Annotated in this window: 23 protein-coding genes; 9 read left to right on the top strand and 14 right to left on the bottom strand. The window is 66.0% G+C overall.

Features of this window, described 5'->3' with window-relative positions:
* Nucleotides 1-6: 6 nt before the first annotated feature.
* Genes V0R59_RS25860 through greB form a run of 3 tightly spaced genes read left to right on the top strand, consistent with a single transcriptional unit; the run spans nt 7 to nt 3,722 of the window.
* Nucleotides 7-690 carry an ABC transporter ATP-binding protein gene (locus V0R59_RS25860; RefSeq protein ID WP_330074697.1) on the top strand — a complete coding sequence of 228 codons (684 nt, stop codon included), beginning with the start codon at nt 7-9 and terminating at the stop codon, nt 688-690.
* Entirely contained in the window at nt 691-3,198 is a 2,508-nt protein-coding gene (locus V0R59_RS25855; protein ID WP_330074696.1) for an ABC transporter permease, read from the top strand.
* A gap of 50 nt (nt 3,199-3,248) precedes the next feature.
* Nucleotides 3,249-3,722, top strand: a complete 474-nt coding sequence (greB, locus tag V0R59_RS25850; RefSeq protein WP_330074695.1) for a transcription elongation factor GreB — start codon at nt 3,249-3,251, stop codon at nt 3,720-3,722.
* Nucleotides 3,723-3,855: 133 nt separating this feature from the next.
* On the opposite strand, the gene V0R59_RS25845 is transcribed toward greB, so the two are convergent.
* The 3 genes from V0R59_RS25845 to V0R59_RS25835 all read right to left on the bottom strand — a co-directional run bounded on the left by V0R59_RS25845 (nt 3,856) and on the right by V0R59_RS25835 (nt 6,344).
* Nucleotides 3,856-4,164: a hypothetical protein gene (locus V0R59_RS25845; RefSeq protein WP_330074694.1), complete on the bottom strand. Its 309-nt coding sequence runs from the start codon at nt 4,162-4,164 to the stop codon at nt 3,856-3,858.
* Nucleotides 4,165-4,381: 217 nt separating this feature from the next.
* Nucleotides 4,382-4,816 carry a DoxX family protein gene (locus tag V0R59_RS25840; RefSeq protein WP_330074693.1) on the bottom strand — a complete coding sequence of 145 codons (435 nt, stop codon included), beginning with the start codon at nt 4,814-4,816 and terminating at the stop codon, nt 4,382-4,384.
* Between the two features lie 103 nt (nt 4,817-4,919).
* Nucleotides 4,920-6,344 (bottom strand): MltF family protein, encoded by a 1,425-nt coding sequence (locus V0R59_RS25835; RefSeq protein ID WP_330074692.1) that lies wholly within the window; start codon nt 6,342-6,344, stop codon nt 4,920-4,922.
* Between the two features lie 165 nt (nt 6,345-6,509).
* Between V0R59_RS25835 and V0R59_RS25830 the strand changes: the two genes are divergently transcribed.
* The 3 genes from V0R59_RS25830 to V0R59_RS25820 all read left to right on the top strand — a co-directional run bounded on the left by V0R59_RS25830 (nt 6,510) and on the right by V0R59_RS25820 (nt 9,586).
* Nucleotides 6,510-7,316, top strand: a complete 807-nt coding sequence (locus V0R59_RS25830) for a TatD family hydrolase (RefSeq protein ID WP_330074691.1) — start codon at nt 6,510-6,512, stop codon at nt 7,314-7,316.
* A 95-nt stretch (nt 7,317-7,411) separates the two neighbouring features.
* Nucleotides 7,412-8,890 carry a methyl-accepting chemotaxis protein gene (locus tag V0R59_RS25825; protein ID WP_330074690.1) on the top strand — a complete coding sequence of 493 codons (1,479 nt, stop codon included), beginning with the start codon at nt 7,412-7,414 and terminating at the stop codon, nt 8,888-8,890.
* Between the two features lie 330 nt (nt 8,891-9,220).
* Nucleotides 9,221-9,586, top strand: coding sequence for an Mpo1-like protein (locus tag V0R59_RS25820; protein ID WP_330074689.1), 366 nt, complete (start codon nt 9,221-9,223; stop codon nt 9,584-9,586).
* A 3-nt stretch (nt 9,587-9,589) separates the two neighbouring features.
* Here V0R59_RS25820 and V0R59_RS25815 read toward each other — a convergent pair whose 3' ends face one another.
* From V0R59_RS25815 to V0R59_RS25805, 3 genes are all read right to left on the bottom strand, one after another.
* Nucleotides 9,590-10,387, bottom strand: coding sequence for an acyl-CoA thioesterase (locus V0R59_RS25815; protein ID WP_330074688.1), 798 nt, complete (start codon nt 10,385-10,387; stop codon nt 9,590-9,592).
* 103 nt (nt 10,388-10,490) lie between these two features.
* Nucleotides 10,491-11,258: a CHAD domain-containing protein gene (locus V0R59_RS25810; RefSeq protein ID WP_330074687.1), complete on the bottom strand. Its 768-nt coding sequence runs from the start codon at nt 11,256-11,258 to the stop codon at nt 10,491-10,493.
* Nucleotides 11,259-11,274: 16 nt separating this feature from the next.
* A complete protein-coding gene (locus V0R59_RS25805) occupies nt 11,275-11,553 on the bottom strand; it encodes a hypothetical protein (RefSeq protein WP_330074686.1) in 279 nt (92 codons plus the stop codon).
* Nucleotides 11,554-11,706: 153 nt separating this feature from the next.
* On the opposite strand from V0R59_RS25805, the gene V0R59_RS25800 reads away from it, so the two are divergent.
* On the top strand, nt 11,707-12,765 hold the full coding sequence (locus V0R59_RS25800) for a patatin-like phospholipase family protein (protein WP_330074685.1): 1,059 nt from the start codon (nt 11,707-11,709) through the stop codon (nt 12,763-12,765).
* 22 nt (nt 12,766-12,787) lie between these two features.
* On the opposite strand, the gene V0R59_RS25795 is transcribed toward V0R59_RS25800, so the two are convergent.
* The 6 genes from V0R59_RS25795 to kdpF are packed head-to-tail and all read right to left on the bottom strand — an operon-like array spanning nt 12,788 to nt 20,581.
* Nucleotides 12,788-13,480, bottom strand: coding sequence for a response regulator (locus V0R59_RS25795; protein ID WP_330074684.1), 693 nt, complete (start codon nt 13,478-13,480; stop codon nt 12,788-12,790).
* Nucleotides 13,477-16,131: a sensor histidine kinase KdpD gene (locus V0R59_RS25790; RefSeq protein WP_330074683.1), complete on the bottom strand. Its 2,655-nt coding sequence runs from the start codon at nt 16,129-16,131 to the stop codon at nt 13,477-13,479. The genes V0R59_RS25795 and V0R59_RS25790 overlap by 4 nt, the downstream gene beginning before the upstream one ends.
* A 15-nt stretch (nt 16,132-16,146) precedes the next feature.
* Nucleotides 16,147-16,707 carry a potassium-transporting ATPase subunit KdpC gene (gene kdpC, locus V0R59_RS25785; RefSeq protein ID WP_330074682.1) on the bottom strand — a complete coding sequence of 187 codons (561 nt, stop codon included), beginning with the start codon at nt 16,705-16,707 and terminating at the stop codon, nt 16,147-16,149.
* 16 nt (nt 16,708-16,723) lie between these two features.
* Entirely contained in the window at nt 16,724-18,778 is a 2,055-nt protein-coding gene (gene kdpB, locus V0R59_RS25780) for a potassium-transporting ATPase subunit KdpB (RefSeq protein ID WP_330074681.1), read from the bottom strand.
* Between the two features lie 10 nt (nt 18,779-18,788).
* Nucleotides 18,789-20,483, bottom strand: a complete 1,695-nt coding sequence (gene kdpA, locus V0R59_RS25775; protein ID WP_330074680.1) for a potassium-transporting ATPase subunit KdpA — start codon at nt 20,481-20,483, stop codon at nt 18,789-18,791.
* An 8-nt stretch (nt 20,484-20,491) separates the two neighbouring features.
* On the bottom strand, nt 20,492-20,581 hold the full coding sequence (gene kdpF, locus V0R59_RS25770) for a K(+)-transporting ATPase subunit F (protein ID WP_330074679.1): 90 nt from the start codon (nt 20,579-20,581) through the stop codon (nt 20,492-20,494).
* A 146-nt stretch (nt 20,582-20,727) separates the two neighbouring features.
* Here kdpF and V0R59_RS25765 point away from each other — a divergent pair, with 146 nt between their 5' ends.
* Both V0R59_RS25765 and V0R59_RS25760 read left to right on the top strand, forming a co-directional pair.
* Nucleotides 20,728-21,186 (top strand): GNAT family N-acetyltransferase, encoded by a 459-nt coding sequence (locus V0R59_RS25765; protein ID WP_330074678.1) that lies wholly within the window; start codon nt 20,728-20,730, stop codon nt 21,184-21,186.
* A 156-nt stretch (nt 21,187-21,342) separates the two neighbouring features.
* On the top strand, nt 21,343-22,128 hold the full coding sequence (locus V0R59_RS25760; RefSeq protein WP_330074677.1) for a sulfite exporter TauE/SafE family protein: 786 nt from the start codon (nt 21,343-21,345) through the stop codon (nt 22,126-22,128).
* A 63-nt stretch (nt 22,129-22,191) separates the two neighbouring features.
* Here the strand turns inward: V0R59_RS25760 and V0R59_RS25755 are convergent, their stop codons facing one another.
* Together V0R59_RS25755 and V0R59_RS25750 are read right to left on the bottom strand one after the other, a co-directional pair.
* Nucleotides 22,192-22,590 (bottom strand): hypothetical protein, encoded by a 399-nt coding sequence (locus V0R59_RS25755; RefSeq protein ID WP_330074676.1) that lies wholly within the window; start codon nt 22,588-22,590, stop codon nt 22,192-22,194.
* On the bottom strand, nt 22,568-23,952 hold a 1,385-nt coding region (locus tag V0R59_RS25750), incomplete at its 5' end, for a PAAR domain-containing protein (RefSeq protein WP_330105846.1). The genes V0R59_RS25750 and V0R59_RS25755, both read right to left, overlap by 23 nt.

Below are 23,952 nucleotides of genomic sequence, written 5' to 3'. Positions count from 1 at the left end.
TTCTCCATGGGCCCCAGCATTCTCATTGCGCGGAACCTTAGCAAAGTGGTCCCCAGCGCGGAAGGCAACCTCACCATCCTCCACGAACTCTCGCTGGAACTGCAGGAAGGCGACAGCCTGGCAATCATCGGCGCCTCGGGCTCCGGCAAATCCACCCTCCTCGGCCTGCTCGCCGGTCTCGACCAGCCCAGCGCCGGCGCGGTGACCCTGGCCGGACACGACCTTGGCCCCCTGGACGAAGACCAGCGCGCCAAGGTCCGCGCCGAACATGTCGGTTTCGTGTTCCAGTCGTTCCAGTTGCTCGACAGCCTCAATGCCCTGGAAAACGTCATGCTGCCGCTGGAGCTGGACGGCCGCCGAGACGCCCGTGAGCACGCGCGTACCCTGCTGGAGCGTGTCGGCCTCGGCCAGCGCCTCAGCCACTCGCCGCGCCAGCTCTCCGGTGGCGAGCAGCAACGCGTGGCCATCGCCCGCGCCTTCGCCGCCGAGCCCGACGTGCTGTTCGCCGACGAGCCCACCGGCAACCTCGACAGTCACACCGGCGAGCGCATCAGCGACCTGCTGTTCGAACTGAACAAGGAACGCGGCACCACCCTGGTCCTGGTAACCCACGACGAACGCCTGGCGCGCCGCTGCCGCCGGCAGATCCGCCTGGATGCGGGCCATATGGTCACCCCGATGGAGCCCTAGATGGCACACCTGTCCCTGCTTCGCCTGTTCACCCTCGCCGTGCGCCAGTTGCTGCGCGATGCCCGCGCCGGCGAGTTGCGCGTGCTGTTCTTCGGCCTGCTCGTGGCCGTGGCGGCGAGTACCGCCATCGGCTACTTCGGCGCCCGCCTCAACGGCGCCATGCTGTTGCGCGCCACCGAGTTCCTCGGTGCCGACCTGGTCCTGCAGGGCAGTTCGCCGGCCAGCGCCGAGCAGGTCCAGCGCGGCAAGGACCTCGGCCTGGCCCACGCCCAGGTGGTGGAATTCTCCAGCGTGATCGCCACCGACAATGGCATCCAGCTGTCCAGCGTCAAGGCCGCCGACCAGGCCTACCCGCTGCGCGGCGAACTGCGCAGCGCCAGCGAACCCTATGGCGCCGAAACCGTGGGTGGCGGCCCGGCGCCGGGCGAAGCCTGGGTCGAGTCACGCCTGCTGGCGGCACTGAACCTGAAGATCGGCGACAGCGTCGACGTCGGCATGAAGACCCTGCGCCTGAGCCGCATACTGACCTACGAGCCGGACCGCGCGGGCAACTTCTACAGCCTGACCCCGCGGGTGATGATCAACCTCGCCGACCTCGACGCCACCGGCGTGGTCCAGCCCGGCAGCCGGGTGACCTACCGCGAGCTGTGGCGCGGCGACAACCTTGTCCTCGCCGACTACCGCCAGTTCCTCGATAAAAACCTCGCCCCCAACCAGCGCATCCGCGATGCCCGCGACGGCAACCAGCAGATCGGCGGTGCCCTGGGCAAGGCCGAGCGCTACCTGAACATGGCCAGCCTGGTGGCGGTGCTGCTCGCCGGGGTGGCAGTGGCGCTGTCCGCCAGCCGCTTCGCCGTACGCCGCTTCGACGCCAGCGCGCTGCTGCGCTGCCTGGGCCTGTCGCGGCGCCAGGCGCTGACCCTGTTCTGCCTGCAACTGGCAATCCTCGGCAGCCTCGCCGCCCTGGCCGGCGCCCTGCTCGGCTGGCTGGCGCAGCTCGGTCTGTTCGCCCTGCTCGACGGCCTGCTGCCGGCACAGATCCCCGACGGTGGCGTGGCCCCGGCGCTGGCCGGCATCGCCACCGGCCTGGTGGCCCTGGCCGGTTTCGCCCTGCCGCCGCTGGCCGCGCTGGGCCGGGTGCCGCCGCTGCGGGTCCTGCGCCGCGACCTGCTGCCGGTGCCGCCGAGCAGCTGGCTGGTGTACGGCGCAGCCATCCTCGCCCTGGGCCTGATCATGTGGCGCCTGAGCCTCGACCTACTGCTGACCTTCGCCCTGCTCGGTGGCGGCCTGGTCGCCGCGCTGCTGCTGGGCGGCCTGCTGCTGATGGGCCTGCGCAGCCTGCGGCGCATGCTCGCCGGTGCACCACTGCCTTGGCGCCTCGGCCTCGGCCAGCTGCTGCGTCATCCGCTGGCCGCCGCCGGGCAATCCCTGGCCTTCGGCCTGATCCTCCTGGCCATGGGCCTGATCACCCTGCTGCGCGTCGAACTGCTGGACACCTGGCACAACCAGTTGCCGGCCGATGCCCCCAACTACTTCGCGCTGAACATCCTGCCGGATGACAAGGCGAACTTCTCCAGGCAGCTGGATACCTTCTCCACCCACGCCGCGCCGCTGTATCCGGTGGTGCCGGGACGCCTCACCCAGATCAACGGCGAGACGGTGCAACAGATGGTCACCAAGGACTCCGCCGGCGACCGCGCCGTGCAGCGCGACCTGAGCCTGACCTGGGCCGCCGAACTGCCGGAAGGCAACGCCATCAGTGCCGGCCAGTGGTGGCAGGCACAACCGGCGAGCGAAGAGATCCCTGGCGTCTCGGTGGAAGCGAAACTGGCGGAAAGCCTCAAGCTCAAGATCGGCGACCGACTGACCTTCGTCATCGGCGGCGAGCAGCGCGAAGCCGTGGTCAGCAGCCTGCGCACGGTGAACTGGGACAGCTTCCAGCCGAACTTCTACATGATCTTCCAGCCCGGCACCCTGCAGGGCCTGCCGGCCACCTACCTGACCAGCTTCTACCTGGCGCCGGGCAACGACCAACAGATCGTCGCCCTGTCGCGGGCCTTCCCGGCGGCGACCATCCTCCAGGTCGACGCCCTGCTGGAACAGCTGCGCAGCATCCTTGCCCAGGTCACCCTGGCGGTGCAGTACGTGTTGCTGTTCGTCCTTGCCGCCGGCCTTGCGGTGCTGTTCGCCGGGCTGCAGGCAACCCTCGACGAACGCATCCGCCAGGGCGCCCTGCTCCGCGCCCTGGGCGCCGGGCGGGTGTTGCTGGTCAAGGCGCGGCGCATCGAGTTCGGCCTGCTTGGCGCAGCCAGCGGAGTGCTCGCCGCCATTGGCTGCGAGCTGATTACCTGGGTGCTGTACCGCTATGCCTTCGACCTGGACTGGAGCCCGCACCCGTCGCTGCTCCTGCTGCCGCTGGCCGGCGCGGTGCTGGTGGGCGGTGCCGGCGTGCTCGGCACCCGCCGCGCGCTGAATGCCAGCCCGCTGGCGGTGCTGCGCGAAGGCTGAGCACGCGGTACTCTTTCGCCCCTGATACAAGGCCCGCCCAGGAGAAGGCATTGGCTACCAACATCATCACCCGCGAAGGTCACGAAGCGCTGAAGGCGGAACTGGATCACCTGTGGCGGGTGTACCGCCCGGAGATCACGCAGAAGGTCGCCTGGGCCGCATCGCTCGGCGACCGCAGCGAGAACGCCGACTACCAGTACAACAAGAAGCTGCTGCGCGAGATTGACCGCCGCGTGCGCTACCTGCGCAAGCGCCTGGAAGACGTCAAGGTGGTGGACTACGGCCCGGAACAGGAAGGCCGGGTGTTCTTCGGCGCCTGGGTGGAGATCGAGAACGACGACGGCGAGACCCTGAAGTTTCGCATCGTCGGCTATGACGAGATCTACGGGCGCAACGACTACATCTCGGTGGACTCGCCGATGGCCCGGGCACTGCTGAAGAAGGAGAAGGACGACGAGGTGGTGGTGCAGACGCCTAGCGGTGAGGCGACCTGGTATGTGAACAGCATCAGTTATCCGCGCTGAACCTCGGCAAAATGCGGACCCTGTGGGAGCGGGTTCACCCGCGATTGCGTCGGTGAATTCAACATCCCAATCGCGGCGGTCCGGCGTCCCGGTGAACCCGCTCCCACAGAGTCCGCGTCGCGCCGCAAGATCTTCAGCCCAGGGTGATCAACCCTTGCCGCGCAATCCGGGTCAGATGCCCGATCACCTCCGCCGCCTGCTCCTTGTCCGGTGCCTGTACCACGGCCAGGTCAAAACGGTCATCGGCAAAGTCCGCCAGCGACGTTTCCAGATCGACGAATTGAATCAACAGTGCCGTGGCGCGGCCCTTGCGGCGAGGCCAGCCATCGAGGAAGCGGACGAGGGTCGGTTGGTGCGGGCCGCTCAGCAGCACGCGCGGGGTGCGCGCCGACTGGCTGGAAGGCAGGGGGGTCAGACAGACACTGGAACGTGGGCAACTCATGGAGTTCATATTCTCCGCCTCGCAGATCCCGCTGGGCTGCGGTGGGAGGCATCACCGAACCAGCGTTTTAGCGGTATTCGGATCACCTCGAAGGGCTCTCCCGCGCCCCGCAAGTAGCTGTTTAAATCGGCGCAGGTGGGCATCCTAGAGAAGCCCCTCGTGGACTGTCAACACGACCAATGACAAAGGGCCTGCATTGCAGGCCCTTTGATTGTCTTCAGCTTTTCGAAATCGCCGCGTCCAGCGAAGCCCGGCCAGCCCCCTCGATCAGTACCGCCACCGCGCCACCCAGCAGCGCCAGGGCGAACTCGTAGCCGTTGTTCTGCATGAACAGCCCGTTGCCGATATGCACCGAGAAGATCGCCACCACCAGCAGCCCGATCAGCGCCAGCGCCGCCGGCCGTGCCAGCAGGCCGATGAACAGGGCCAGGCCGCCGAAGAACTCCGCGCCGCCGGACAAGGTCGCCATCAGCATGCCGGGTGCCAGGCCGATGCTTTCCATGTACTGCGCAGTACCGGCCAGGCCGTAGCCGCCGAACATGCCGAAGAGCTTCTGCGCGCCGTGGGCCATGAAGATGATGCCGACGATGATGCGCAGGACGGTGATGCCCCAGCCAGCGCGGGTGGTCATTACGGAGTGGATGGCGTTCATGCTGTGTTCCTTACAAGGTGTGATGTGTTGTTGGCGCTCATAATAATCATATTATTCAATATGAAAATCGCAATTAATCCATCATAAAGATCGAATAACTGGATTATTTACGACCTTTCACCTTGTCGTTCCGGGAGGACTCCAGGGCCTCCCGCTCCCGGTCGAAGGCCAGGAAGTACTTGTTGACGCTATTAACATAGCTGACCGGCCCCATTCCCACCTGCTCCAGGGCCACGCGCTCGACCTGGAAGAACCACTGGTTCGGGTTCAGCCCGCGCCGCCGCGCTTCGCCACGCATCGCCTGGACCCGTTCCGGGCCGATGTTGTACGCGGCGAGGACGAAGGCCATGCGCTCGCGCTCGTTGAGCTTGTCGCTGGCGAAGAACTTGCGCCGGATCAGCGCCAGGTAGCGGGCGCTGGCCTCGACATTGCCGTCGAGGCTGTTGATGTTGCCGACCCCGACCCGCTGCGCCGCGCTCGGGGTGATCTGCATCAGCCCATGGGCGCCGCCCGCCCCGCGGGCAGCCGGGTTCAGCGATGACTCCTTGAAGGCCAGCGCGGCGAGGTTGAGCCAGTCGAGCTTCTGCGCTTCAGCATGCCGCTGCAGCACCGGGCGCAACTTGTCCAGGCGCTGGCGGTTGGCCCTGGCCAGCGGATAGTGGACCTTGTACAGGCGCCGGTAGATACGCTCGAACGCCACGTCCTGGTCCGCCGGGGCACGGTAATCCTGGAGGAAGCGATCGACACTGGCATGCAGCATCACCGCCTCGCGACGCATGTACCAATGGGAAGACTGCGACTCGGCCAGGCTGACCTTGCGCTGGATGTTCAGCTTGGGCATGACCTTGTGCCAGCGCTCGGCAATCGGCTGCTCGACCACCGTCAGCGGCAGGATCCCGCCCTGGACCATCTCCAGCACGTCCTCCACCGCCAGGCTCGGGTCGATCCATTCCAGCCTGATCGGCGCATGCTTGCGCAGCGCCAGCTTCTGGTTGATCTCGTGCAGGGTGTCGGCCGCGGCGCTGCCGGCGGCCAGGGCCACGGTGTGGCCCGAAAGTTGTTCGATGCGACTGAAGGTGCGTTCGCCACGCCGCCCTACCAGCACCAGCGGCACCCGCTCCAGCACCGGATCGCTGGCGCTGATGCCGTGGGTCGAGACGGGATCGAGCAGTTCCCCCGGCGCCACCAGGTCGCCCTCGCCGCGCTGCAGGGCCGGGACCAGTTGCTCCTTGGCCCGGGGAATCAGCTTCAGGCGGATTTCCTGGCCGTCGCGGGCGCGGGCATTGAGGTAGTGTTCGAAGGCGCGCAGGCGGTAATACTCGACGCCGTAGGGCTGGCCCTTCACTTCGCCGGAACTGTTGCGGCTCTGGTTGACCAGCACCCGCAGCTCGCGGCTGGTGCGGATCTGCGCCAGGTCGCGGTCCTTGCCGCTGCTCACCACCTGGGGCGGACCGGCCAGGCGCGCGCTGGCCGGCCCTGCGCAGAGCAGCCCGGCGAACAGCAGGATCAGCAAAAGGATTCGGGGCATCCGGTCTCCAGGAACAGGCCGCGATGGCGTGCGTGGCGTCATACTCTGCAGCAGTCCTGTGACAATTGACCGCAAAAGACCACGACAACTCATTGAAGTTCTTGTGTTTATTGTTATTTTTCGGCCAAGTAATGGCCATTTGGCCGCGAATTCCGAGGTAGCACCATGCAACTCATCGACATCGGCGTCAATCTGACCAACGCCAGTTTCGCCGGCATCCACCAGGACGTGCTCGACCGCGCCGAGGCCGCCGGGGTGCGCCAGATGCTCCTGACCGGCACCAGCCTGGCAGGCAGCGAGGAAGCCCTGGAACTGTGCCAGCGCCTCGACGAGAGCGGCCAGCGCCTGTTCGCCACCGCCGGCGTGCACCCCCATGACGCCAGCCAATGGAACGTCGACAGCCCGCGCCACCTGCGGGCGCTTCTTGAGCAACCCCGGGTGCAGGCCGTGGGCGAATGCGGCCTCGACTTCAACCGCGACTTCTCGCCGCGCCCGCAACAGGAAAAGGCCCTGGAAGACCAGTTGGCCCTGGCCGTGGAACTGCAGATGCCGGTGTTCCTCCATGAACGCGACGCCAGCGAGCGCCTGCTGCACATCCTCAAGGACTACCGCGACCACCTCACGGCCGCCGTGGTGCACTGTTTCACCGGCGAGCGCGAGGCGCTGTTCGGCTACCTCGACCTCGACCTGCACATAGGCATCACCGGCTGGATCTGCGACGAGCGCCGCGGCACCCACCTGCACGCCCTGGTGGGCAACATCCCCGAGGGCCGGCTGATGCTGGAAAGCGACGCGCCCTACCTGCTGCCCCGCAGCCTGCGGCCGAAACCGAAGAGCGGTCGCAACGAGCCGGCCTACCTGCCGGAGGTATTGCGTGAAGTGGCCCGTCATCGCGGCGAGTCCGAGCAACGCCTGGCGGCACATACAACCCTGTGTGCGCGGCGCTTCTTCAACCTCCCGGAGCTGGCTTGACACACATCAAGATTTACTGCTGATTTGTCGCCCAGAATGCTGGCACCTTGCCAATAAACTTTCCGCTTAAACGCTTAATTCAGAGAAGACCTACCATGGGTGCCTGGCTTAGCAACATTTCCCTGAAGTACAAGTTCTGGGCTGTCAACGCAGTGGCCTTCGTCACCACGCTGTTCCTGGTGCTCTACGCGGTGTTCCTCGAACAGCAGGCCCGGGTCGACGAGGCCCGTGACCGCGCCGTGGCCGAAGCCCGCCTGCTGGCCGCCTGGCCCGCCGGGCAGGCGCTGCCGCAAGCCGCGCACATCGTCGCCTTCACTCCCGGGCAGACGCCCAGCTACCAAGGCCAGGCGCTGGCCAGCGTGGCCAATGGCAGTGGCTGGGTCAGCCTGGAGCCCTATGCGATCTTCGGCGAGGCGCCGCTGGCCGGCGCCCAGGTGATCAGCCGCGACGGCCAGCGGGTCGCCGTGCTGGCGCCCTCGCCCAGCTTCATGCAGGTCTACAGCGACCGCTTCGGCAACTACGCGGTGTGCGTGCTGATCCTGATGCTGGCGATGCTCTGCGCCTCGCAGTTGCTGATCCGCTTCCTGCTGGCCCAGCTCAACACCCTCAAGGATGTGATCCTGCATGTGGAGAAGACCGGCGACCTGTCGGCGCGGGTGCCGCTGTCCTGCGGTGACGAAGTGGGCCAGATGGCCACGGCCTTCAACGCCATGCAGACCACCTACCATCGGGTGGTCAACACCGTCGCGGTGACCGCCGCGCAACTGGACTCCGGCGCCGCCCGCCTGGCCGCGAACATGAGCGACGTACGCCAGGGCATGCTCGGCCAGCAGAGCGAGACCGACCAGGCGGCGACGGCGATCAACGAGATGTCCGCCACCGTCTACCACATCGCCCAGCATGCCGGTGCCACCCGCGACCTGTCGCAGACCGCCGACAGCCTGGCGGGCAGCGGCAAGGACGTGGTCAGCCGGGTGCAGACCTCCATCGCCGGCCTGTCCAGCGGCGTGCAGCAGACCGCCGAGATGATCCGCCAGCTGGCCGAGGACAGCCAGAAGATCAACGGCGTGGTCAATGTGATCCACAGCATCGCCGAACAGACCAACCTGCTCGCCCTCAACGCCGCCATCGAGGCCGCCCGTGCCGGCGACCTCGGTCGTGGTTTCGCCGTGGTCGCCGACGAGGTGCGCAACCTGGCCAAGCGCGTGCAGACCTCCACCGATGAAATCACCGAGATGGTGTCCGCACTGCAGGCCGGGACCAAGGATGCGGTGGAGTTCATGACCGAGAGTTCGTTCAAGGCCGACGACTGCGTGAAGCAGGCCCAGGAGGCCGGCGAGGCCCTGGCCGAGATCACCGCGGCGGTGGCGCAGATGCGCGAGAGCAACACGCAGATCGCCGTGGCCGCCGAGCAGCAGAGCCAGGTGGCGGAAGAGATGAACCGGGCGGTGGTGAGCATTCGCGATGTGACCGAGGACACGGTGCAGCAGACGGTGTCTTCGGCGACGACCAGCAGCGAGCTGGCGACGCTTGCCGGGGAGCTGAACAAGGTGATCGGGCAGTTGAAGCTGTAGGGAATTCGAGGGCCTCATCGCTGCATGGGTATCTACACATTTTTGGTGTGGTGCAACGCGGTCGGTGTAGGAGCGGATTCACCGGGACGCCGGACCGCCGCGATTGGGCGCGAAGCGGCCACAAAACCAGTGCTCTCGGTGTGCCAGAAAGACTCGGGACTCAGGTTTTACGACGGCTTCGCCGCCGATCGCGGATGAATCCGCTCCTACAGTGATCGCATGCACCGCGAGCCCTGGCACTATCCTGCCGATCAATCCCCTCAATTGGCCGAGCCTACAGGCCACAACTATTCTTCCGACAAGCGCCAACGAAAAGTCCGAGGAATATCCATGAACAGACGCCTGCCCAACCTGCCCGCCTGGCAATGGCGCGGCTACCCCAACAATCACCGCAACCCGACCAACCTGGTGCTGCACCTGATCGCCGTACCGCTGTTCATCGTCGGTACGCTGCTGGTGCTGTCGGGTCTGTTCGGGCTGGACCTGGGCGAGATCGCCGTGGGCGTGATCGGCCTGATCGCCGGGCTGGTTCTGCAGAAACACGGGCATCGCCTGGAAGCCGAACAGCCGGAGCCGTTCAGCGACCGCCATGACGCGGTGAAGCGCCTGCTCACCGAGCAGTTCATCACTTTCCCGCGCTTTCTGTTCAGCGGTGCCTGGTGGCGCGCCTGGCGTGAACGCCACCGGCATCATTGAGGCTCAGGCGAAGACCGTTACCGTCTGCCGGCTGATCGCCAACAGTTCACCCGCAGCATTCCACATGCCCGCCGCTGTGTGCCCGTAACCGTCACGGGCATGCTCGACCTCGGCGCAGTACTGGCACCAGTCCAGCGTGCTGAGGCTGGCCACCGGCTGGACGAATTCGATGGTCCAGGTCAGGGTGCTGCCCGCCGCCGGTTTGTTCAGGTATGGCAGTACCGCCGGCGGCCAGGCATCTGCCAGGGCCAGCAGGTGGGCCTCGGTGACCGGTTCTTCCACCGGATTGCGCAAGCGCACCCAACCGCCCATCTGGCGGCCCGGCTTGTTGGTGAACGGCAGGTTGCCGATCCCCCAGCGCATCGCCAGGAAGCGGGTGTACTCCGGGGTCACGCCGGGAATGAACGGCAGCTCCGGGCTCGATTCCTCCAGGCTCTTCATCTCCACCGCCGGCAGTGCCGGGACGTCGATCACCGAGTTGCGCCCGGCGCCGAAGCTGCCCTGGACCAGGGTCACGGTCTGGCCGTTCTGAATCGCCCGGCCCAGCAGCGAACTGACCGAATTGCCCTCGCGCAGCAGTTCCACTTCGAAACTGATCGGCACGTTCGGCTCGGCGGGGCCGACGAAGGTGATCGCCAGGGAACGCACCGGCCGCGCCGGGGATACCCGGGCGTGCATGGCTTCATAGACCAGGGCCGCCATCAGGCCGCCGAAACAGGCACGGCCCTGCGCCCATTCGGCGGGAATCACCACCTCTTGCGGACGCTGGCGGACGGCGGTGAGCAGTTGGGAAAAATTCATGCGGACCTCGTCCTGCGGAAAAGTCCTACGATCTTAAGAGGACAGCTCCGAGCCGGCAGGCCGCATAAGTGCCAAGTTCGATGTCGATCAGTCGTAAATGGGGCTATCGCTTGTCGATGTGCTTGAGCAGCCTGGCCAGGGTCTTGTCCGACTTGCGCTCGGCCTCCGCCAGTTGCCGCTTCCAGTCGGCCGCGAGCGGCGCCAGGTCAGCCTGCTTCTCGGCCTGGGCCAGCCATTGCAGCAGGTCATGCCAGTGCCCGAGATCGTCCTGCGCGCGCTTGAGCTCGTTGCCCATCGACGCCTTGATCCGGCTCGCCTGCGGGTAGGCCTCGGCGCCGTAACGCGCGCGCTTGATCAACAGGCGCAGGCGATGGCGATCGTGGGCCGGATCGTGCACCGCCTTGACGATCTGCTGCCACTGCTTGTCGAGGCGCTTCTCGATGCGCTTGCCGAGGTCGGCCACCAGCCCCTGGTGCTGGATGGCCCGCAGGAATGCAGGAAAGGCATCGATCACCGCCAGCAATTTCTGCAGTTGCGTGCTCGACGCGACCGACGCGAAGACCACCCCTTCACCAGCGAGACGGCGTTGCGCCGCCTCGTCCAGATTGAGCTCGAACAGTTGCCCGGCAAGCACCTCGCGATCACGCAGCGGCGTGGTCATGTCGCCAATCGCCTTGGCCGCGCCTTCCAGCTGATCCACGCCGGGCAGCCCGCGCAACGGCCTCAACAGGCTGCGCAGGCGGCGAACCGTGGTGCGCAGGTCGTGCAGCGCCTCGCTGTCGGTGTTCTGCGCCAGGCGCGCCTGGCAAGCCATCAGCCGCACCTGGAGCCCCAGGATCTCGGCGACTACGTGATCGAACATCTTCGACATGGCGCTACCTCACTCCTCAGCGTCCTGCGCGGGACTCGCGAATGTAGAAACGGGCCTTCTCGGCCTTCTTGGCGCAGCCTTCGAAGGCTTCGAACTGCTGCTGGGTCTTGGCGCCGGTCAGCAACGACAGGGCCTTGGAATAACTCACCGTACCGGCGAAACCCTCGGCCTTGGCCAGGTCGAGTTCCTTCCAGGCGGCATCGAGCTGGGTACCGCAACTGTCACGATAGGCCGTCTTGCCCGCGCAGCCAGCGAGGGCCAGAACGATCAGGGGCAGGGAAATCCAGGCTTTCATCGGTGTTACCTCGAAAAAAGAAAAAGTCATGTCGGCACGTTCGACGGCGCTCGTCGGGAAAAGTGCCATCATCAGCGTAGCCCAGCCCCGACGGTGATTGAAGCGCGACGGCGAACAGGTGCATGCTCGGCTCATCGGACAGGGGTCGACCTCATGAAAAAACGCGTGGCACTGGTGTTGGGCTCGGGCGGTGCCCGGGGGTATGCGCATATCGGCGTGATCGAGGAAATCGAACGGCGCGGCTACGAGATTTCCTGCATCGCCGGCTGCTCCATGGGCGCGGTGATCGGCGGGATCTACGCCGCCGGCAAGCTGGACGAGTACCGCAACTGGATCGAGAGCCTGGACTACCTGGATGTGCTGCGCCTGGTGGACGTGAGCTTTCGCCTGGGCGCGATCCGCGGCGAAAAGGTCTTCGGGCAGATCCGCAAGATCGTCGGCGAGATCAATATCGAACAGTTGCGCATTCCCTACACGGCGGTGGCCACCGACCTGACCAACCAGCAGGAAATCTGGTTCCAGGAAGGCTGCCTGCACCAGGCCATGCGTGCCTCGGCGGCGATTCCCAGCCTGTTCACCCCGGTGGTCCAGGGCAACCGCACCCTGGTGGATGGCGGCATCCTCAATCCGCTGCCGATCATCCCGGTGGTGTCCAGCCACTGCGACCTGATCATCGCGGTCAACCTCAACGCCACCAACCAGAAGCAGTACGTGCTGCCGGTAATCGAGCGACCGGCAGCATTCAAGATGCGCTTCGACAGCCTGATCAGTTCGCTGGGCTCGCACCTGCCGTTCCGGCGCAAGCAGGCCGAGGCGCTGCTGGGGCTGGAAAAGGAGCTGGTGCTGGAACAGGAACTGGCCAGCGAACCCGTGCCAGCGCCCAATCCGTGGCTGGCGGACGCGGCCAGCCCCAAGGCCCAGCAACCCTCGGCGGCGCCGGAAAGCGACGGCGCGCCGCGCTCGGCCACCGGCTCGTTCATCGTCGACAATGTCGGGCCGGCGTCGTTGCTGGACCTGATCAACCAGAGCTTCGAGGTGATGCAGACGTCCCTGGCGCAGTACAAGATCGCCGGCTATCCGCCGGACGTGCTGATCAACGTGCCGAAGCGGGTGTGCCGCTTCTTCGAGTTCTACAAGGCACCCGAGCTGATCGCCCTGGGGCGGGAGATTGCCCGGGATACGCTGGACAACCATGAGGGGGAGAAGCGCTGACCGCGCGGTCGGCCTGAGAGATTCAATCCTGCCCGATCAACCGATAGCCCACCCCCGGCTCGGTGACGATGAACCGCGGCGCCGTCGGGTCATCCCCCAGTTTCTGCCGCACATGCGCCACGACGATACGCAGGTAATGGCTGTCATCCACGTGGGTCGGGCCCCAGATGTCCTTGAGCAACTGCTGCTGGGTGATCACCCGGCCCGGGTGCCGCGCCAGTTGCGCCAACAGCGCGTACTCCTTGCGGGTCAGCGCCACTTCCACGCCGTCCAGCAGTACCCGCCGATAGGCCAGGTCCACGGTCAGCGGGCCGAAGGCGAGCGCCGCCTCGGGCGTGGTCGCCTGCGGCACCTGGCGCAACAGCGCGCGCACCCGGGCGAGGAACTCCTGGATGCCGAACGGCTTGGTCACGTAGTCGTTCGCCCCGCCATCCAGGGCCTGGACCTTCTGCGCCTCGCTGGCGCGCACCGACAGCACCATGACCGGCACCGCGCTCCATTCCCGCAGCTCGCGCAGCACGTCCTGGCCATCCATGTCCGGCAGGCCCAGGTCGAGCACCACCAGGTCGGGACGGGACAGCGCGGCCTGGCTCAAGCCCTCGGTACCGGTGCCCGCCTCCAGCACCTTGTAGCCCTGGGACACCAGGCTGATGCGCAGGAACTTACGGATCTGCGGTTCGTCGTCGACGACCAGCACGGTCGCGGTCTGGCTCATGGGGTCTCGCTTTCCACTTCGGGTTGGGCCGGCAGCGGCAAGCATAGTGTGATGCAGGTGCCACGACCAGCCAGCCCGTCCTCGACGCGGATATGCCCGCCATGGGCACCGATCATGCCGCGGCAGATGGCCAGGCCCAGGCCCGTGCCCTGCCCGCCGCGATCGCCACGGGCGGCGGTGTAGAACATGTCGAAGATGCGCTCGCGATCCGCCGGGGCGATGCCCGGGCCTTCGTCGGCGACGGCAAAGCACAGCAGCTCGCCCTCGACCACGACGCGCAACTCCAGGTGCCCGTTGGCCGGCGAGAAGCGCGCGGCGTTTTCCAGCACGTTGATCAGCGCCTGCTCGATCAGCGCCGCATGCACGTACAGCAACGGCAGCTCGGCCGGCACCTCGGTGTGCAGTTGCAACGGCGCCAGCACCACGCGCAGGCGGTTCAGGGCGCTGCCGACGATATCCGCCGGCGCCACCCAGTCCCGCGCCAGCTTGAGGCCGCCGTGGCCGAGGCGGGTCATGTCCAGCAGGTTCTGGATATAGCGATCGAGGCGCTCGGCTTCATCGCGGGTGCCTTCCAGCAGCTCGCGGCGGTCTTCGGCGGGGATCGCGTCGCCGAGGGCCAGCAGGCTGTCGATGCTGCCGCGCATGGCGGTCAGCGGCGTGCGCAGGTCGTGGGACACCGAGGCGAGCAAGGCACTACGCAGTTGCTCGGTCTCACCGTGCAGGCGCGCCGCTTCCAGCTGGTCGGCCAGGCGCGCCCGGGCCAGGGCCTGGGCCAGAGGCTGGCTCAGCGACTTGAGCAGGCGCCGACGCTGCGCGGGCAGGCTCTCGTCGTCACGGGCACGCACGCCGAGCAACGCCAGCGGCCCCTCTTCCCCGGACAGCGGCCACCACCACCAGCGACCGTTGGGCAGCGTGTCACTACCCTGCCCCGCTTCCTGGTCGTGCTGCCAGGCCCATTGCACCGCCGCACGTTCGTTGTCGCTGAATTGCAGCTCGCCGCCGAAGGCCACTTGCAGGCGCCCCTCGGCATCGCGGTCGAGCAGGCAGGCCTGCACCTCGGGCCAGTTCTCCAGGTGCTGGCCAGCGGCACTGAGCACCGCCTGACGGTCGGTAGCGGCGGTCAGGCGGCGACTGAGTTCGAGCAGTTGCCCGGTCTGCTCCTGGGTCTCGCGCAGGGCCTTGAGTTGCCGGCGCTGGCGCGCGGCGAGGTTGCCGGTGAGCACCGCCATGAGCAGGAAGAACAGCGAGGTGAGCACGTCTTCCTCGCGCTGGATGGCGAAGGAGAAATTCGGCGGGATGAACAGGAAGTCGTAGGCAAGGAACGACAGCGCCGCGCAGGCCAGGGCCGGACCGATGCTGCTGCGCACCGCCACCAGCAGCACGGCGGCGAGGAACACCAGGGAGATGTTCGGCAGATCCATCACCCTGGCCACCGCCGAGGCCAGGCCGGTGGCCAGCAGCGTCGCGGCCAGCGCCAGGGCGTAGTGGCGCCAGACCCATTCGCCGGACGCGGCGACCCGTGCCGGCTCCGGTTGCTCGTCGCGGTCCAGCACGTTGATTTCCAGGCCATGGGCCTCGCGCAGCAGGCGTGTCGCCACCCCGGCGCCGAACAGTCGCCGGCGCAGGCGATCCCGCGACTGCCCCACCAGCACCAGGCTGGCCCGGCGTTCGGCGGCGTGCTGGATCAGCGTGCGCGCCACTTCCCCGGCACGCAGCACCACCACCTCGCCGCCCAGGCGCTCGGCCAGTTGCTGGGCCGCCTGCAGGCGTTGCCGCGCGGTTTCGTCGCGCAGCTTGCCGTTGTCCACGTGCACCAGGCTCCACGGCAGGTGGCGGCGCTGGGCCACGCGGCTGGCATGACGCACCAGGCGCTCGGCCTGGGCATCGCCGTCCACCCCCACCAGCAGCCGTCCGCGCAGGGCCGGGGCGTCCTGGCCGAGGCGGCGGTAGCCGTGGGCAAGATCGGCATCCACTTGCGCGGCCGCAGTCTGCATCGCCAGCTCGCGCAGGGCGGTGAGGTTGGTCTGGGTGAAGAAGGCATCGATCGCCGCCCGCGCCTGCTCGGGCACGTAGACCTTGCCGTCGCGCAGGCGCTCCAGCAGTTCCCGCGGCGGCAGGTCGATCAGCACCAGTTCGAAGGCTTCCTGCAGGACCCAGTCCGGCAGGGTCTCGCGCACCTGCACGCCGGTGATGCCGCGGACATGGTCGTTGAGGCTTTCCAGGTGCTGGACGTTGACCGTGGTGTAGACGTCGATCCCCGCCGCCAGCAGTTCCTGTACATCCTGCCAACGCTTGCTGTGGCGGCTGCCCGGCGCGTTGCTGTGGGCCAGTTCGTCCACCAGCGCCAGTTCCGGGGCGGCCTTGAGCAGGCCGTCGAGGTCCATCTCTTCGAGCAGCACGCCACGGTATTCCGAGCGCACCAGCGGCTGCTGCGGGATGCCGCCGAGCAAGGCTTCGGTCTCGCTGCGACCGTGGGTCTCCACTACCCCCGCCAGCACCCGCACGCCGTGGCGCAGACGGGTGTGGGCGGCCTGCAGCATGGCGTAGGTCTTGCCCACCCCTGGCGCTGCGCCGAGAAACACCTTGAGCCGGCCGCGCCCCTGGCGCGGCAGCTCGGCCAACAACGCATCGGCGCGCTGGGAATCACTCATGGTCGGGTCGTGTCCTTATTTCGGCAGAGGGGCAAGGCGGTCGAGAGCCGCATTGAGGGCGAGGATATTCACCACCGGCGGGCCCACCAGCGGTTGCAGGGTGGACTGCGCCACCAGTCCTTGCAACGTCTGTTGCGGGATTTGTCGCGCCGCCGCCACCCGCGGCAGCTGGTAGGCCACTGCGGCCGGCGACAGGTGCGGATCGAGACCGCTGCCGGAGGTGGTCAGCAGCGCCAGCGGCACCGGACCCTCGGCCTCTCTGTACAGCACGCCGGCGCTGTCGCCGATGCGCTGGGCCAGCGCCGGATTGCTCGGTGCCAGGTTGCTCGCGCCGCTGGACACCGTGGCGTAGTCGGCGGCCGAGGGCCGCGACTGGAACCAGGCGTCGCCACTGAAGGGCTGGGCGATCAGGCGCGAACCGCGCACCTGGCCCTGGTCGTCACGCAGCAGGCTGCCGTTGGCCTGATCCGGGAAGGCCACCTGGGCGATCCCGGTCACCGCCAGCGGATAGACCACGCCGGTCACCAGGGTCATCAACAGCAGCAGGCTCAGGGCCGGACGAAGATGGGTCGTCATGTTCATGTACTCCAGTTCACACCAGTTGCAGGGCGTTGAGCAGCAGGTCGATCAGCTTGATCCCGGCGAACGGCACCAGCAGGCCGCCGAGGCCGTAGATCAGCAGGTTGCGTCGCAGCAGATGGGCCGCGCTGGCCGCCTTGACCCGCACCCCGCGCAGGGCCAGGGGAATCAGCACGACGATGATCAGGGCGTTGAACACGATCGCCGAGACGATGGCGCTCTGCGGGCTGGCCAGCCCCATCAGGTTGAGCACGCCCAGTTGCGGATAGATCGCGGCGAACAGCGCCGGGAGGATGGCGAAGTACTTGGCCACGTCGTTGGCGATGGAGAAGGTGGTCAACGCGCCACGGGTCACCAGCAGTTCCTTGCCGACCTGGACCACATCCAGCAGCTTGGTCGGGTCGCTGTCGAGATCGACCATGTTGGCCGCCTCCCGCGCCGCCTGGGTGCCGTCGTTCATGGCCATGCCGACATCGGCCTGGGCCAGCGCCGGGGCGTCGTTGGCGCCGTCGCCACACATGGCCACCAGGCGGCCGTCGTCCTGCTCCTGGCGGATGCGCGCCAGCTTCTTCTCCGGCGTGGCTTCGGCGAGCACGTCGTCGACACCGGCCTCGGCAGCGATGGCGGCGGCGGTCAGCGGGTTGTCGCCGGTGACCATGACGGTGCGGATGCCCAGCTTGCGCAGCTCGGCGAAACGCTCGCGGATGCCCGGCTTGACCACGTCCTTGAGGTGGATCACGCCGAGCAGGCGCTTGTCCACGCAGACCAGCAGCGGGGTGCCGCCGCTCTGGGCGATCTTGTCCACTTCGCGGGCCAGCGGCGCCGGCATGTCCAGGCGCTGCATGCCGACGAAGGCCAGCAGCGAATCCACCGCGCCCTTGCGGTAGCGACGCGGGCCGAAGTCGACGCCGGACAGGCGCGTCTCGGCACTGAACGCCACCGGCACCAGCTGGCTGGCCTCGGGCTCGACGAAGTCATGCAACTGGCGCAGGTACTCGACGATGGACTTGCCTTCGGCGGTGTCATCGGCCAGCGAGGCGAGCAAGGCACCTTCGGCCAGCTCCCGCGCAGTGATGCCCGGGGCGGCGTAGACCGCACTGCAACGGCGGTTACCGAAGGTGATGGTGCCGGTCTTGTCGAGCATCAGCACGTGCACGTCACCGGCAGCTTCCACCGCGCGGCCGGAGCGGGCGATGACGTTGAGGCGCACCAGGCGGTCCATGCCGGCGATGCCGATGGCCGAGAGCAGGCCGCCGATGGTGGTGGGGATCAGGGTCACCAGCAGGGCGACGAGGAACACCGTGGGGATCGCGCCGCCCGCGAAATGGGCGAACGGCTGCAGGGTCACCACCACCACGAGGAAGATCAGGGTCAGGCCGATCAGCAGGATGTCGAGGGCGATCTCGTTCGGCGTCTTCTGCCGCCTGGCGCCTTCCACCAGGGCGATCATGCGGTCGAGGGTCGACTCGCCGGGATTGCTGGTGATGCGCACCAGCAGCCAGTCGGAGACCAGCCGGGTGCTGCCGGTGACTGCCGAGCGGTCGCCGCCGGACTCGCGGATCACCGGCGCGGACTCACCGGTGATCGCCGCTTCGTTGACCGCGGCGATGCCTTCGATCACCTCGCCGTCGCCGGGAATCATCTCGCCGGCTTCAACCCGCACCACGTCACCCTTGCGCAGGGCGGTGGCGGCTACCACCTCGAAGCCGCCGGACGCCGTGCGACGGCGTGCGGTCAGGCCCTGGTTGCCGGCCTTGAGGCTGTCGGCGCGGGCCTTGCCGCGGCCCTCGGCGAGGGCTTCGGCGAAGTTGGCGAAGAGCACGGTGAACCACAGCCACAGGGCGATCTGCACGGCGACGCCGGTGGGCACCGCGTTGTCGGGCAGCAGGCACAGCACAGTGGTGAAGATGGCAGTGAGTTCCACCACCAGCATCACCGGCGCGCGCTTGAGCTGGCGCGGATCGAGCTTGACGAAGGCCTGCAGCAGCGCTGGCCGCCACAAGGCAGCGAACGACGTCCTGGCAGTGTTGCTCGTTGCCGTTTTCACGTCGCGAATCGGCATGTTCATGTGTCGCTCCTTAGAAGCCCAGGGCCAGGTGTTCGGCGATCGGGCCGAGGGCCAGCGCCGGGAGGAAAGTCAGGCCGCTCACCAGCAGGATGGTGACCACCAGCAGGGTGACGAACAGCGGGCCGTGGGTCGGGAAACTGGCCTGCCCCACCGGCGCGGTCTTCTTCAGCGCCAGGCTGCCGGCCAGGGCCAGGACCGGGAGGATGTAGCCGAAGCGGCCGATCAACATGCCCAGGCCGATCATCAGGTTGTGGAAGGTGGTGTTGGCGCCCAGGCCGGCGAAAGCCGAGCCGTTGTTGGCGCTGGCCGAGGTGTAGGCGTAAAGCAGTTGGCTGAAGCCATGGGCACCGGGGTTGCTGACGCTGGCCGCCGGGCCCGGCAGGGAGGTGGCCAGGGCACCGAGGATCAGCACGCCGACCGGCATCACCAGCAGCGTCGCGACCAGCAGTTGCACTTCCCGCGCCTGGAGTTTCTTGCCCAGGTATTCCGGGGTGCGGCCGATCATCAGGCCGGCGAGGAACACCGCGATCAGCACGTTCAGGAGCATGCCGTACAGGCCCGCGCCCACACCGCCGAAGATCACTTCGCCGACCATCATGTTGACCAGCGCCACCATGCCGGTGAGCGGGTTGAGGCTGTCGTGCATGGCGTTCACCGAGCCGTTGGAGGCGGCGGTGGTGGTGACCGTCCAGAGCACGCTGCCGGTGGTGCCGAAGCGGCTCTCCTTGCCCTCCAGCGGCGCGCCCTGCTGCACCTGCGGATTGCTCAGCGCCGGGTTGGGCTGGTACTCGGCCCACAGCGCGGTGGCACCGCCGATGAGGAACAGGGCGAGCATGCCGGCGATGATCGCGCGGCTCTGGCGCATGTCCTTCACGTAGTGGCCGAAGGTGAACACCAGGGCTACCGGGATAAGGATGATCGATGCCACTTCGAAGAGGTTGCTCCACGCCGTGGGGTTCTCGAACGGATGGGCCGAGTTGACGCCGAAGAAGCCACCGCCGTTGGTGCCCAGTTGCTTGATGGCGATCTGGCTGGCGGCCGGACCGAGGGGAATGACCTGGTCGGCGCCCTGCAGGGTGACGGCGTGCACGTAGTCGCTGAAGGTCTGCGGCACGCCCTGCCACACCAGGACCAGCGCCAGCAGCAGGCACAGCGGCAGCAAGCCATAGAGGGTGGCCCGGGTCATGTCGACCCAGAAATTGCCCAGGGTGCCGGCGCTGCGCCGGGCGATGCCGCGGCACAGGGCGACCAGCACGGCCAGGCCGGTGGCGGCGCTGACGAAGTTCTGCACGGTCAGGCCGATCATCTGGCTCAGGTAGCTGAGGGACGCTTCGCCGCTGTAGGACTGCCAGTTGGTGTTGGTCATGAAGCTGACCGCGGTGTTGAACGCCAGCGACCATTCCTGGCCGGGCAGGTGCTGCGGGTTCAGCGGCAGGTAGGCCTGCAGGCGCAGCACGGCGAACAGGAAGAGGAAACCGGCGAGGTTGAAGACCAGCAACGCCAGGGCGTACTGCTTCCAGCTTTGCTCCTTGTCGGCATCGACCCCGGCGATGCGGTAGCAGCCGCGCTCCAGCGGGCCGAGGACCGGGCTCAGCCAGGTGCGCTGGCCTTCCATCACCTTGTAGTAGAAGCGTCCCAGCCACGGCGCTGGCAACAGCACCAGGGCGAAGAACGCCAGCAGCAACGCGTAATCGTAACTTTGCATGGCCGCTCCTAGCCGCGATCGGCGCGCAGCAGCGCCATCATCAGGTACACAAACAACGCCACCGCCAAGAGCAGTGACACCCCGTCCAGAATGCTCATCAGAAATCTCCGTCCAGCGGCCAGGTGCCGCGTAGGAAAATTTTCCGTTCAGGGGCTGTAAAGGGACGAGACCGAGTCGGCGCATGGCGCATAAAGAATGCGTAAAATCGCCAGCTTCATTCCCGAAAACAAAGGACTGCATGCTGATGAACCTGACCATCACCCCCGTCGCCGCCGACGAGTACCCGGCGTTGACCACGCTCTGGGAAGCCTCGGTGCGAGCCACCCACGACTTCCTGCCCGAGGCGCATATCGAGCGGCTGCGCCCGCTGATCCTCAATGACTACCTGGCTGCGGTGGAACTGCGCGCCGCCCGCGACGCGACGGGCGCCCTGCTGGGTTTCGCCGGGGTACACGAGGGCAAGCTGGAAATGCTCTTCATCGATCCGGCCCGGCGCGGAACCGGCGTGGGCAAGGCGCTGCTGGCCCATGCGATCGCCGAGCTGGGCGTCAGCGAAGTCGATGTCAACGAACAGAACCCACAGGCGGTGGGCTTCTACCTGCACCAGGGTTTCCACGTCACCGGGCGCTCGGAACTGGATGGCCAGAGTGAACCCTTCCCGCTGTTGCACCTGAACCTGGTGGCCCCGCAGGGGGCCGCCTGACCCCTCTTCGTTGCACCCTCCACATCACCTGAGCTTTACGCGTGCATAGATCGAATCGATATCGGTTATAAGCTAATTCGATACAAATATATTTGGGCATAAAAACATCCGTTATGCTGCGCCGGCCCCGTCGATCAAGAGCGTGTCAGGTAACGTATGGATGTAGGTTCGTTTGGCTTCACCATTGCTGGTCTGGTTGTAGGATTCATCGTCGGCATGACCGGCGTCGGCGGCGGCTCGCTGATGACCCCGATCCTGCTCTGGTTCGGCATCAACCCCGCAACGGCAGTGGGCACCGACCTGCTCTACGCGGCCATCACCAAGGCCAGTGGCGTCTGGGTCCACGGCAAGCAGAAGAACATCGACTGGGCCATCACCGGCTGGCTGGCGCTGGGCAGCGTGCCCGCGGCGGCGGCAACCCTGTGGTTCCTCAGCACCCTGCACACCGACACCGCAGCGCTCAACGCCATCATCAAGCAGGGCCTGGCGGTGGTGCTGATCCTCACCGCGCTGGCAATCCTCTTCAAATCCCGCCTGCAGGCCTTCGCCAGCAAGCATGCGGGTGACCGTTATCACCTGAGCGGGCGCAGCCTGAATGTGCTGACCGTGATTACTGGTGTCGTGCTGGGGGTGATGGTTTCCCTGACGTCCATCGGTGCCGGTGCGCTGGGTACCGTGGCGCTGTTCCTGCTGTATCCGTACCTGGTGACCCGCCGTCTGGTGGGTACCGAGATTGCCCACGCCGTGCCGCTGACCCTGGTTGCCGGGTTGGGGCATGCGAGCATGGGCAACATGGACTGGTCGTTGCTGGGCTATCTGCTGCTGGGGTCGTTGCCGGGGATCTATATCGGCAGCCATCTGACCGGGCGGATTTCGGATAGCGTGTTGCGGCCTTGCCTGGCGGGGATGTTGTTTTTGATCGGGTACAAGCTGGCGTTCTGAAATGCCGGAAAATTGAACGGAAAGGGCCGCTATTGCGGCCCTTTCCGTTTTTGGCTGACTGGCTCAACTGATGTAGGCGAGCAGGCCAGCGACGAGGAACCATCCAATGCCGATTCGTTGCAGGCGAGCGTCCTTGGCGAGCAGACGTCTGAAGTGCTCAGGAAAATTCTTGGCATCTTCCACAGAGATCAGGCCAATAGAGACAAATCTGGTTTGAGTCACTGCACCGTGCAGAAGACCCGGAATGAAAATCCGCTTCGAAAACCTGAAGTCATAGGTTTTCATAAGCGCAGTCAAATCCGGGCTGCTCTTTATTTCCGCCATCATGTCCTTCAGATACTTTCTGGTTATTTTTACCCGATAGGTGAAGGCGATGATGAATGTGACAGGAATCCCTAACATCATGCCTATCATGAACAGCGCTTCCCAAAGTCTGGGGTCAGTCATAAAGGAAAAGGTCATGAATAACCTCCCCTCCCTTGACGGTACTCTCTCCAACCGCCTCTCCCAAATGCGCACCAAGCTCGGCTCCCCAGTAGGACGAAGCTGCAACCACTGCGATGGTACAAACTGAGAACTTTCTTGGGTCCTTCGAAAGTTTGTAGCAAACAAAAGCACTTTCCTGCACCCCGAGGCTTGCTCCGTAGATCCCGCCCGCTGACATCCCGGAAAACTTCAAGCTTTCCGTTATCGCAACCTTCGTGCACTCTTTTGTCGAGCCGGTTTCACACGCCTGCTTGATTGTGAGAATCGAAGATATTCCACCAATGCCAATTGCCAGATAACCACCATATTTCATGTATGTCGTTGCTCTGGAAACACTTTCAATATAGCTCGAATAACCAGGAATTGGCCCTGGGCCACCCGCCTTTTTCCAGTGATGAACAAGGCTTTTGCTAGAAATGCGCAGGGATTTCTTTAGTGTTGAATGGTTGCCTAGAGAAAGAAAACTACGGGCCTTGGCAGAGCTCAGCAACGTACCGTCCAGCTCCGCCAGAATTGCTGTTCGCTTTGCGAAAAACTCAGGCACGTTGAGACGACCATATGTGCGATAGGTATCAGCATGCAGAGCTTCGAGACGTTGTAATGATCGAGTGATGTCATCCAGATGCTTTTCCATGCCGGCAGTAGCAACCCCTGCCCAAGTCGACACGCTTCCAAGAATTGAAGCAATTTGAGCTTGATGCTCGGTCATGAAATCCGCGTCTTCCGGCGTCAGCGCCTTCAACACTTCAGCCACTTCCTCGGCCGCCTGCATCAAGTGCGCTTCCTCCCGCATACACATGGAGTTACGCGGATCACTGAGAACGACCAGTTGCCCCGCCTTCACGATGTCATCTCCGAGACTGCCGTTCAGGCCATGAAACTTGCGCAGCACGTCTGGCGAAGGGGCATCACCGAACAGTTCGGCTTCGAGCGCACGTCGGTTGATGGACTTCGGCACGATGTAGAAACCGGGCTCGACGGGCTGGTTGTCTTCAGTGCTCGGACGCACTGGCGTTCCAGTCCACGATGAGGGTGAGGCCGAACGCGCAGGGGCAGCCGGTTGGGCGGCGGGTTGTGCACTGGTTGGAGTGCTCGCACTACGAGGCGAGGCTGCCGGGGCGGTACCCGCCGGAGGTGAACCCGCTATGGCGATCAAGCGATTGCTGCCTGGCGGACAGCCACACTGGATACGCGCGCCATCCAGCGCAGTGGGAATGTCATACCACTTGAAGATCTGTGATCCTTCGGCAATGACGCCCATTTCACCGCACCGAGGGCACCGCGTGGTCTTGTCACCGAGACGCAGCACGCCCCGGTCTTCCTGCGACATGTTGGGCA

The sequence above is a fragment of the Pseudomonas ulcerans genome (assembly GCF_036324125.1).
Lineage (GTDB): Bacteria > Pseudomonadota > Gammaproteobacteria > Pseudomonadales > Pseudomonadaceae > Aquipseudomonas > Aquipseudomonas ulcerans.
This window is presented reverse-complemented; position numbering and strand designations above follow the sequence as displayed.

Coding starts and splice junctions, on each gene's coding strand:
- V0R59_RS25860 (WP_330074697.1), top strand. CDS start 7: ATGGGCCCCAGCATTCTCATTGCGCGGAACCTTAGCAAAGTGGTCCCC.
- V0R59_RS25855 (WP_330074696.1), top strand. CDS start 691: ATGGCACACCTGTCCCTGCTTCGCCTGTTCACCCTCGCCGTGCGCCAG.
- V0R59_RS25845 (WP_330074694.1), bottom strand. CDS start 4,164: ATGAGTTGCCCACGTTCCAGTGTCTGTCTGACCCCCCTGCCTTCCAGC.
- V0R59_RS25840 (WP_330074693.1), bottom strand. CDS start 4,816: ATGAACGCCATCCACTCCGTAATGACCACCCGCGCTGGCTGGGGCATC.
- V0R59_RS25835 (WP_330074692.1), bottom strand. CDS start 6,344: ATGCCCCGAATCCTTTTGCTGATCCTGCTGTTCGCCGGGCTGCTCTGC.
- V0R59_RS25830 (WP_330074691.1), top strand. CDS start 6,510: ATGCAACTCATCGACATCGGCGTCAATCTGACCAACGCCAGTTTCGCC.
- V0R59_RS25825 (WP_330074690.1), top strand. CDS start 7,412: ATGGGTGCCTGGCTTAGCAACATTTCCCTGAAGTACAAGTTCTGGGCT.
- V0R59_RS25820 (WP_330074689.1), top strand. CDS start 9,221: ATGAACAGACGCCTGCCCAACCTGCCCGCCTGGCAATGGCGCGGCTAC.
- V0R59_RS25815 (WP_330074688.1), bottom strand. CDS start 10,387: ATGAATTTTTCCCAACTGCTCACCGCCGTCCGCCAGCGTCCGCAAGAG.
- V0R59_RS25810 (WP_330074687.1), bottom strand. CDS start 11,258: ATGTCGAAGATGTTCGATCACGTAGTCGCCGAGATCCTGGGGCTCCAG.
- V0R59_RS25805 (WP_330074686.1), bottom strand. CDS start 11,553: ATGAAAGCCTGGATTTCCCTGCCCCTGATCGTTCTGGCCCTCGCTGGC.
- V0R59_RS25800 (WP_330074685.1), top strand. CDS start 11,707: ATGAAAAAACGCGTGGCACTGGTGTTGGGCTCGGGCGGTGCCCGGGGG.
- V0R59_RS25795 (WP_330074684.1), bottom strand. CDS start 13,480: ATGAGCCAGACCGCGACCGTGCTGGTCGTCGACGACGAACCGCAGATC.
- V0R59_RS25790 (WP_330074683.1), bottom strand. CDS start 16,131: ATGAGTGATTCCCAGCGCGCCGATGCGTTGTTGGCCGAGCTGCCGCGC.
- kdpC (WP_330074682.1), bottom strand. CDS start 16,707: ATGACGACCCATCTTCGTCCGGCCCTGAGCCTGCTGCTGTTGATGACC.
- kdpB (WP_330074681.1), bottom strand. CDS start 18,778: ATGAACATGCCGATTCGCGACGTGAAAACGGCAACGAGCAACACTGCC.
- kdpA (WP_330074680.1), bottom strand. CDS start 20,483: ATGCAAAGTTACGATTACGCGTTGCTGCTGGCGTTCTTCGCCCTGGTG.
- kdpF (WP_330074679.1), bottom strand. CDS start 20,581: ATGAGCATTCTGGACGGGGTGTCACTGCTCTTGGCGGTGGCGTTGTTT.
- V0R59_RS25765 (WP_330074678.1), top strand. CDS start 20,728: ATGAACCTGACCATCACCCCCGTCGCCGCCGACGAGTACCCGGCGTTG.
- V0R59_RS25760 (WP_330074677.1), top strand. CDS start 21,343: ATGGATGTAGGTTCGTTTGGCTTCACCATTGCTGGTCTGGTTGTAGGA.
- V0R59_RS25755 (WP_330074676.1), bottom strand. CDS start 22,590: ATGACCTTTTCCTTTATGACTGACCCCAGACTTTGGGAAGCGCTGTTC.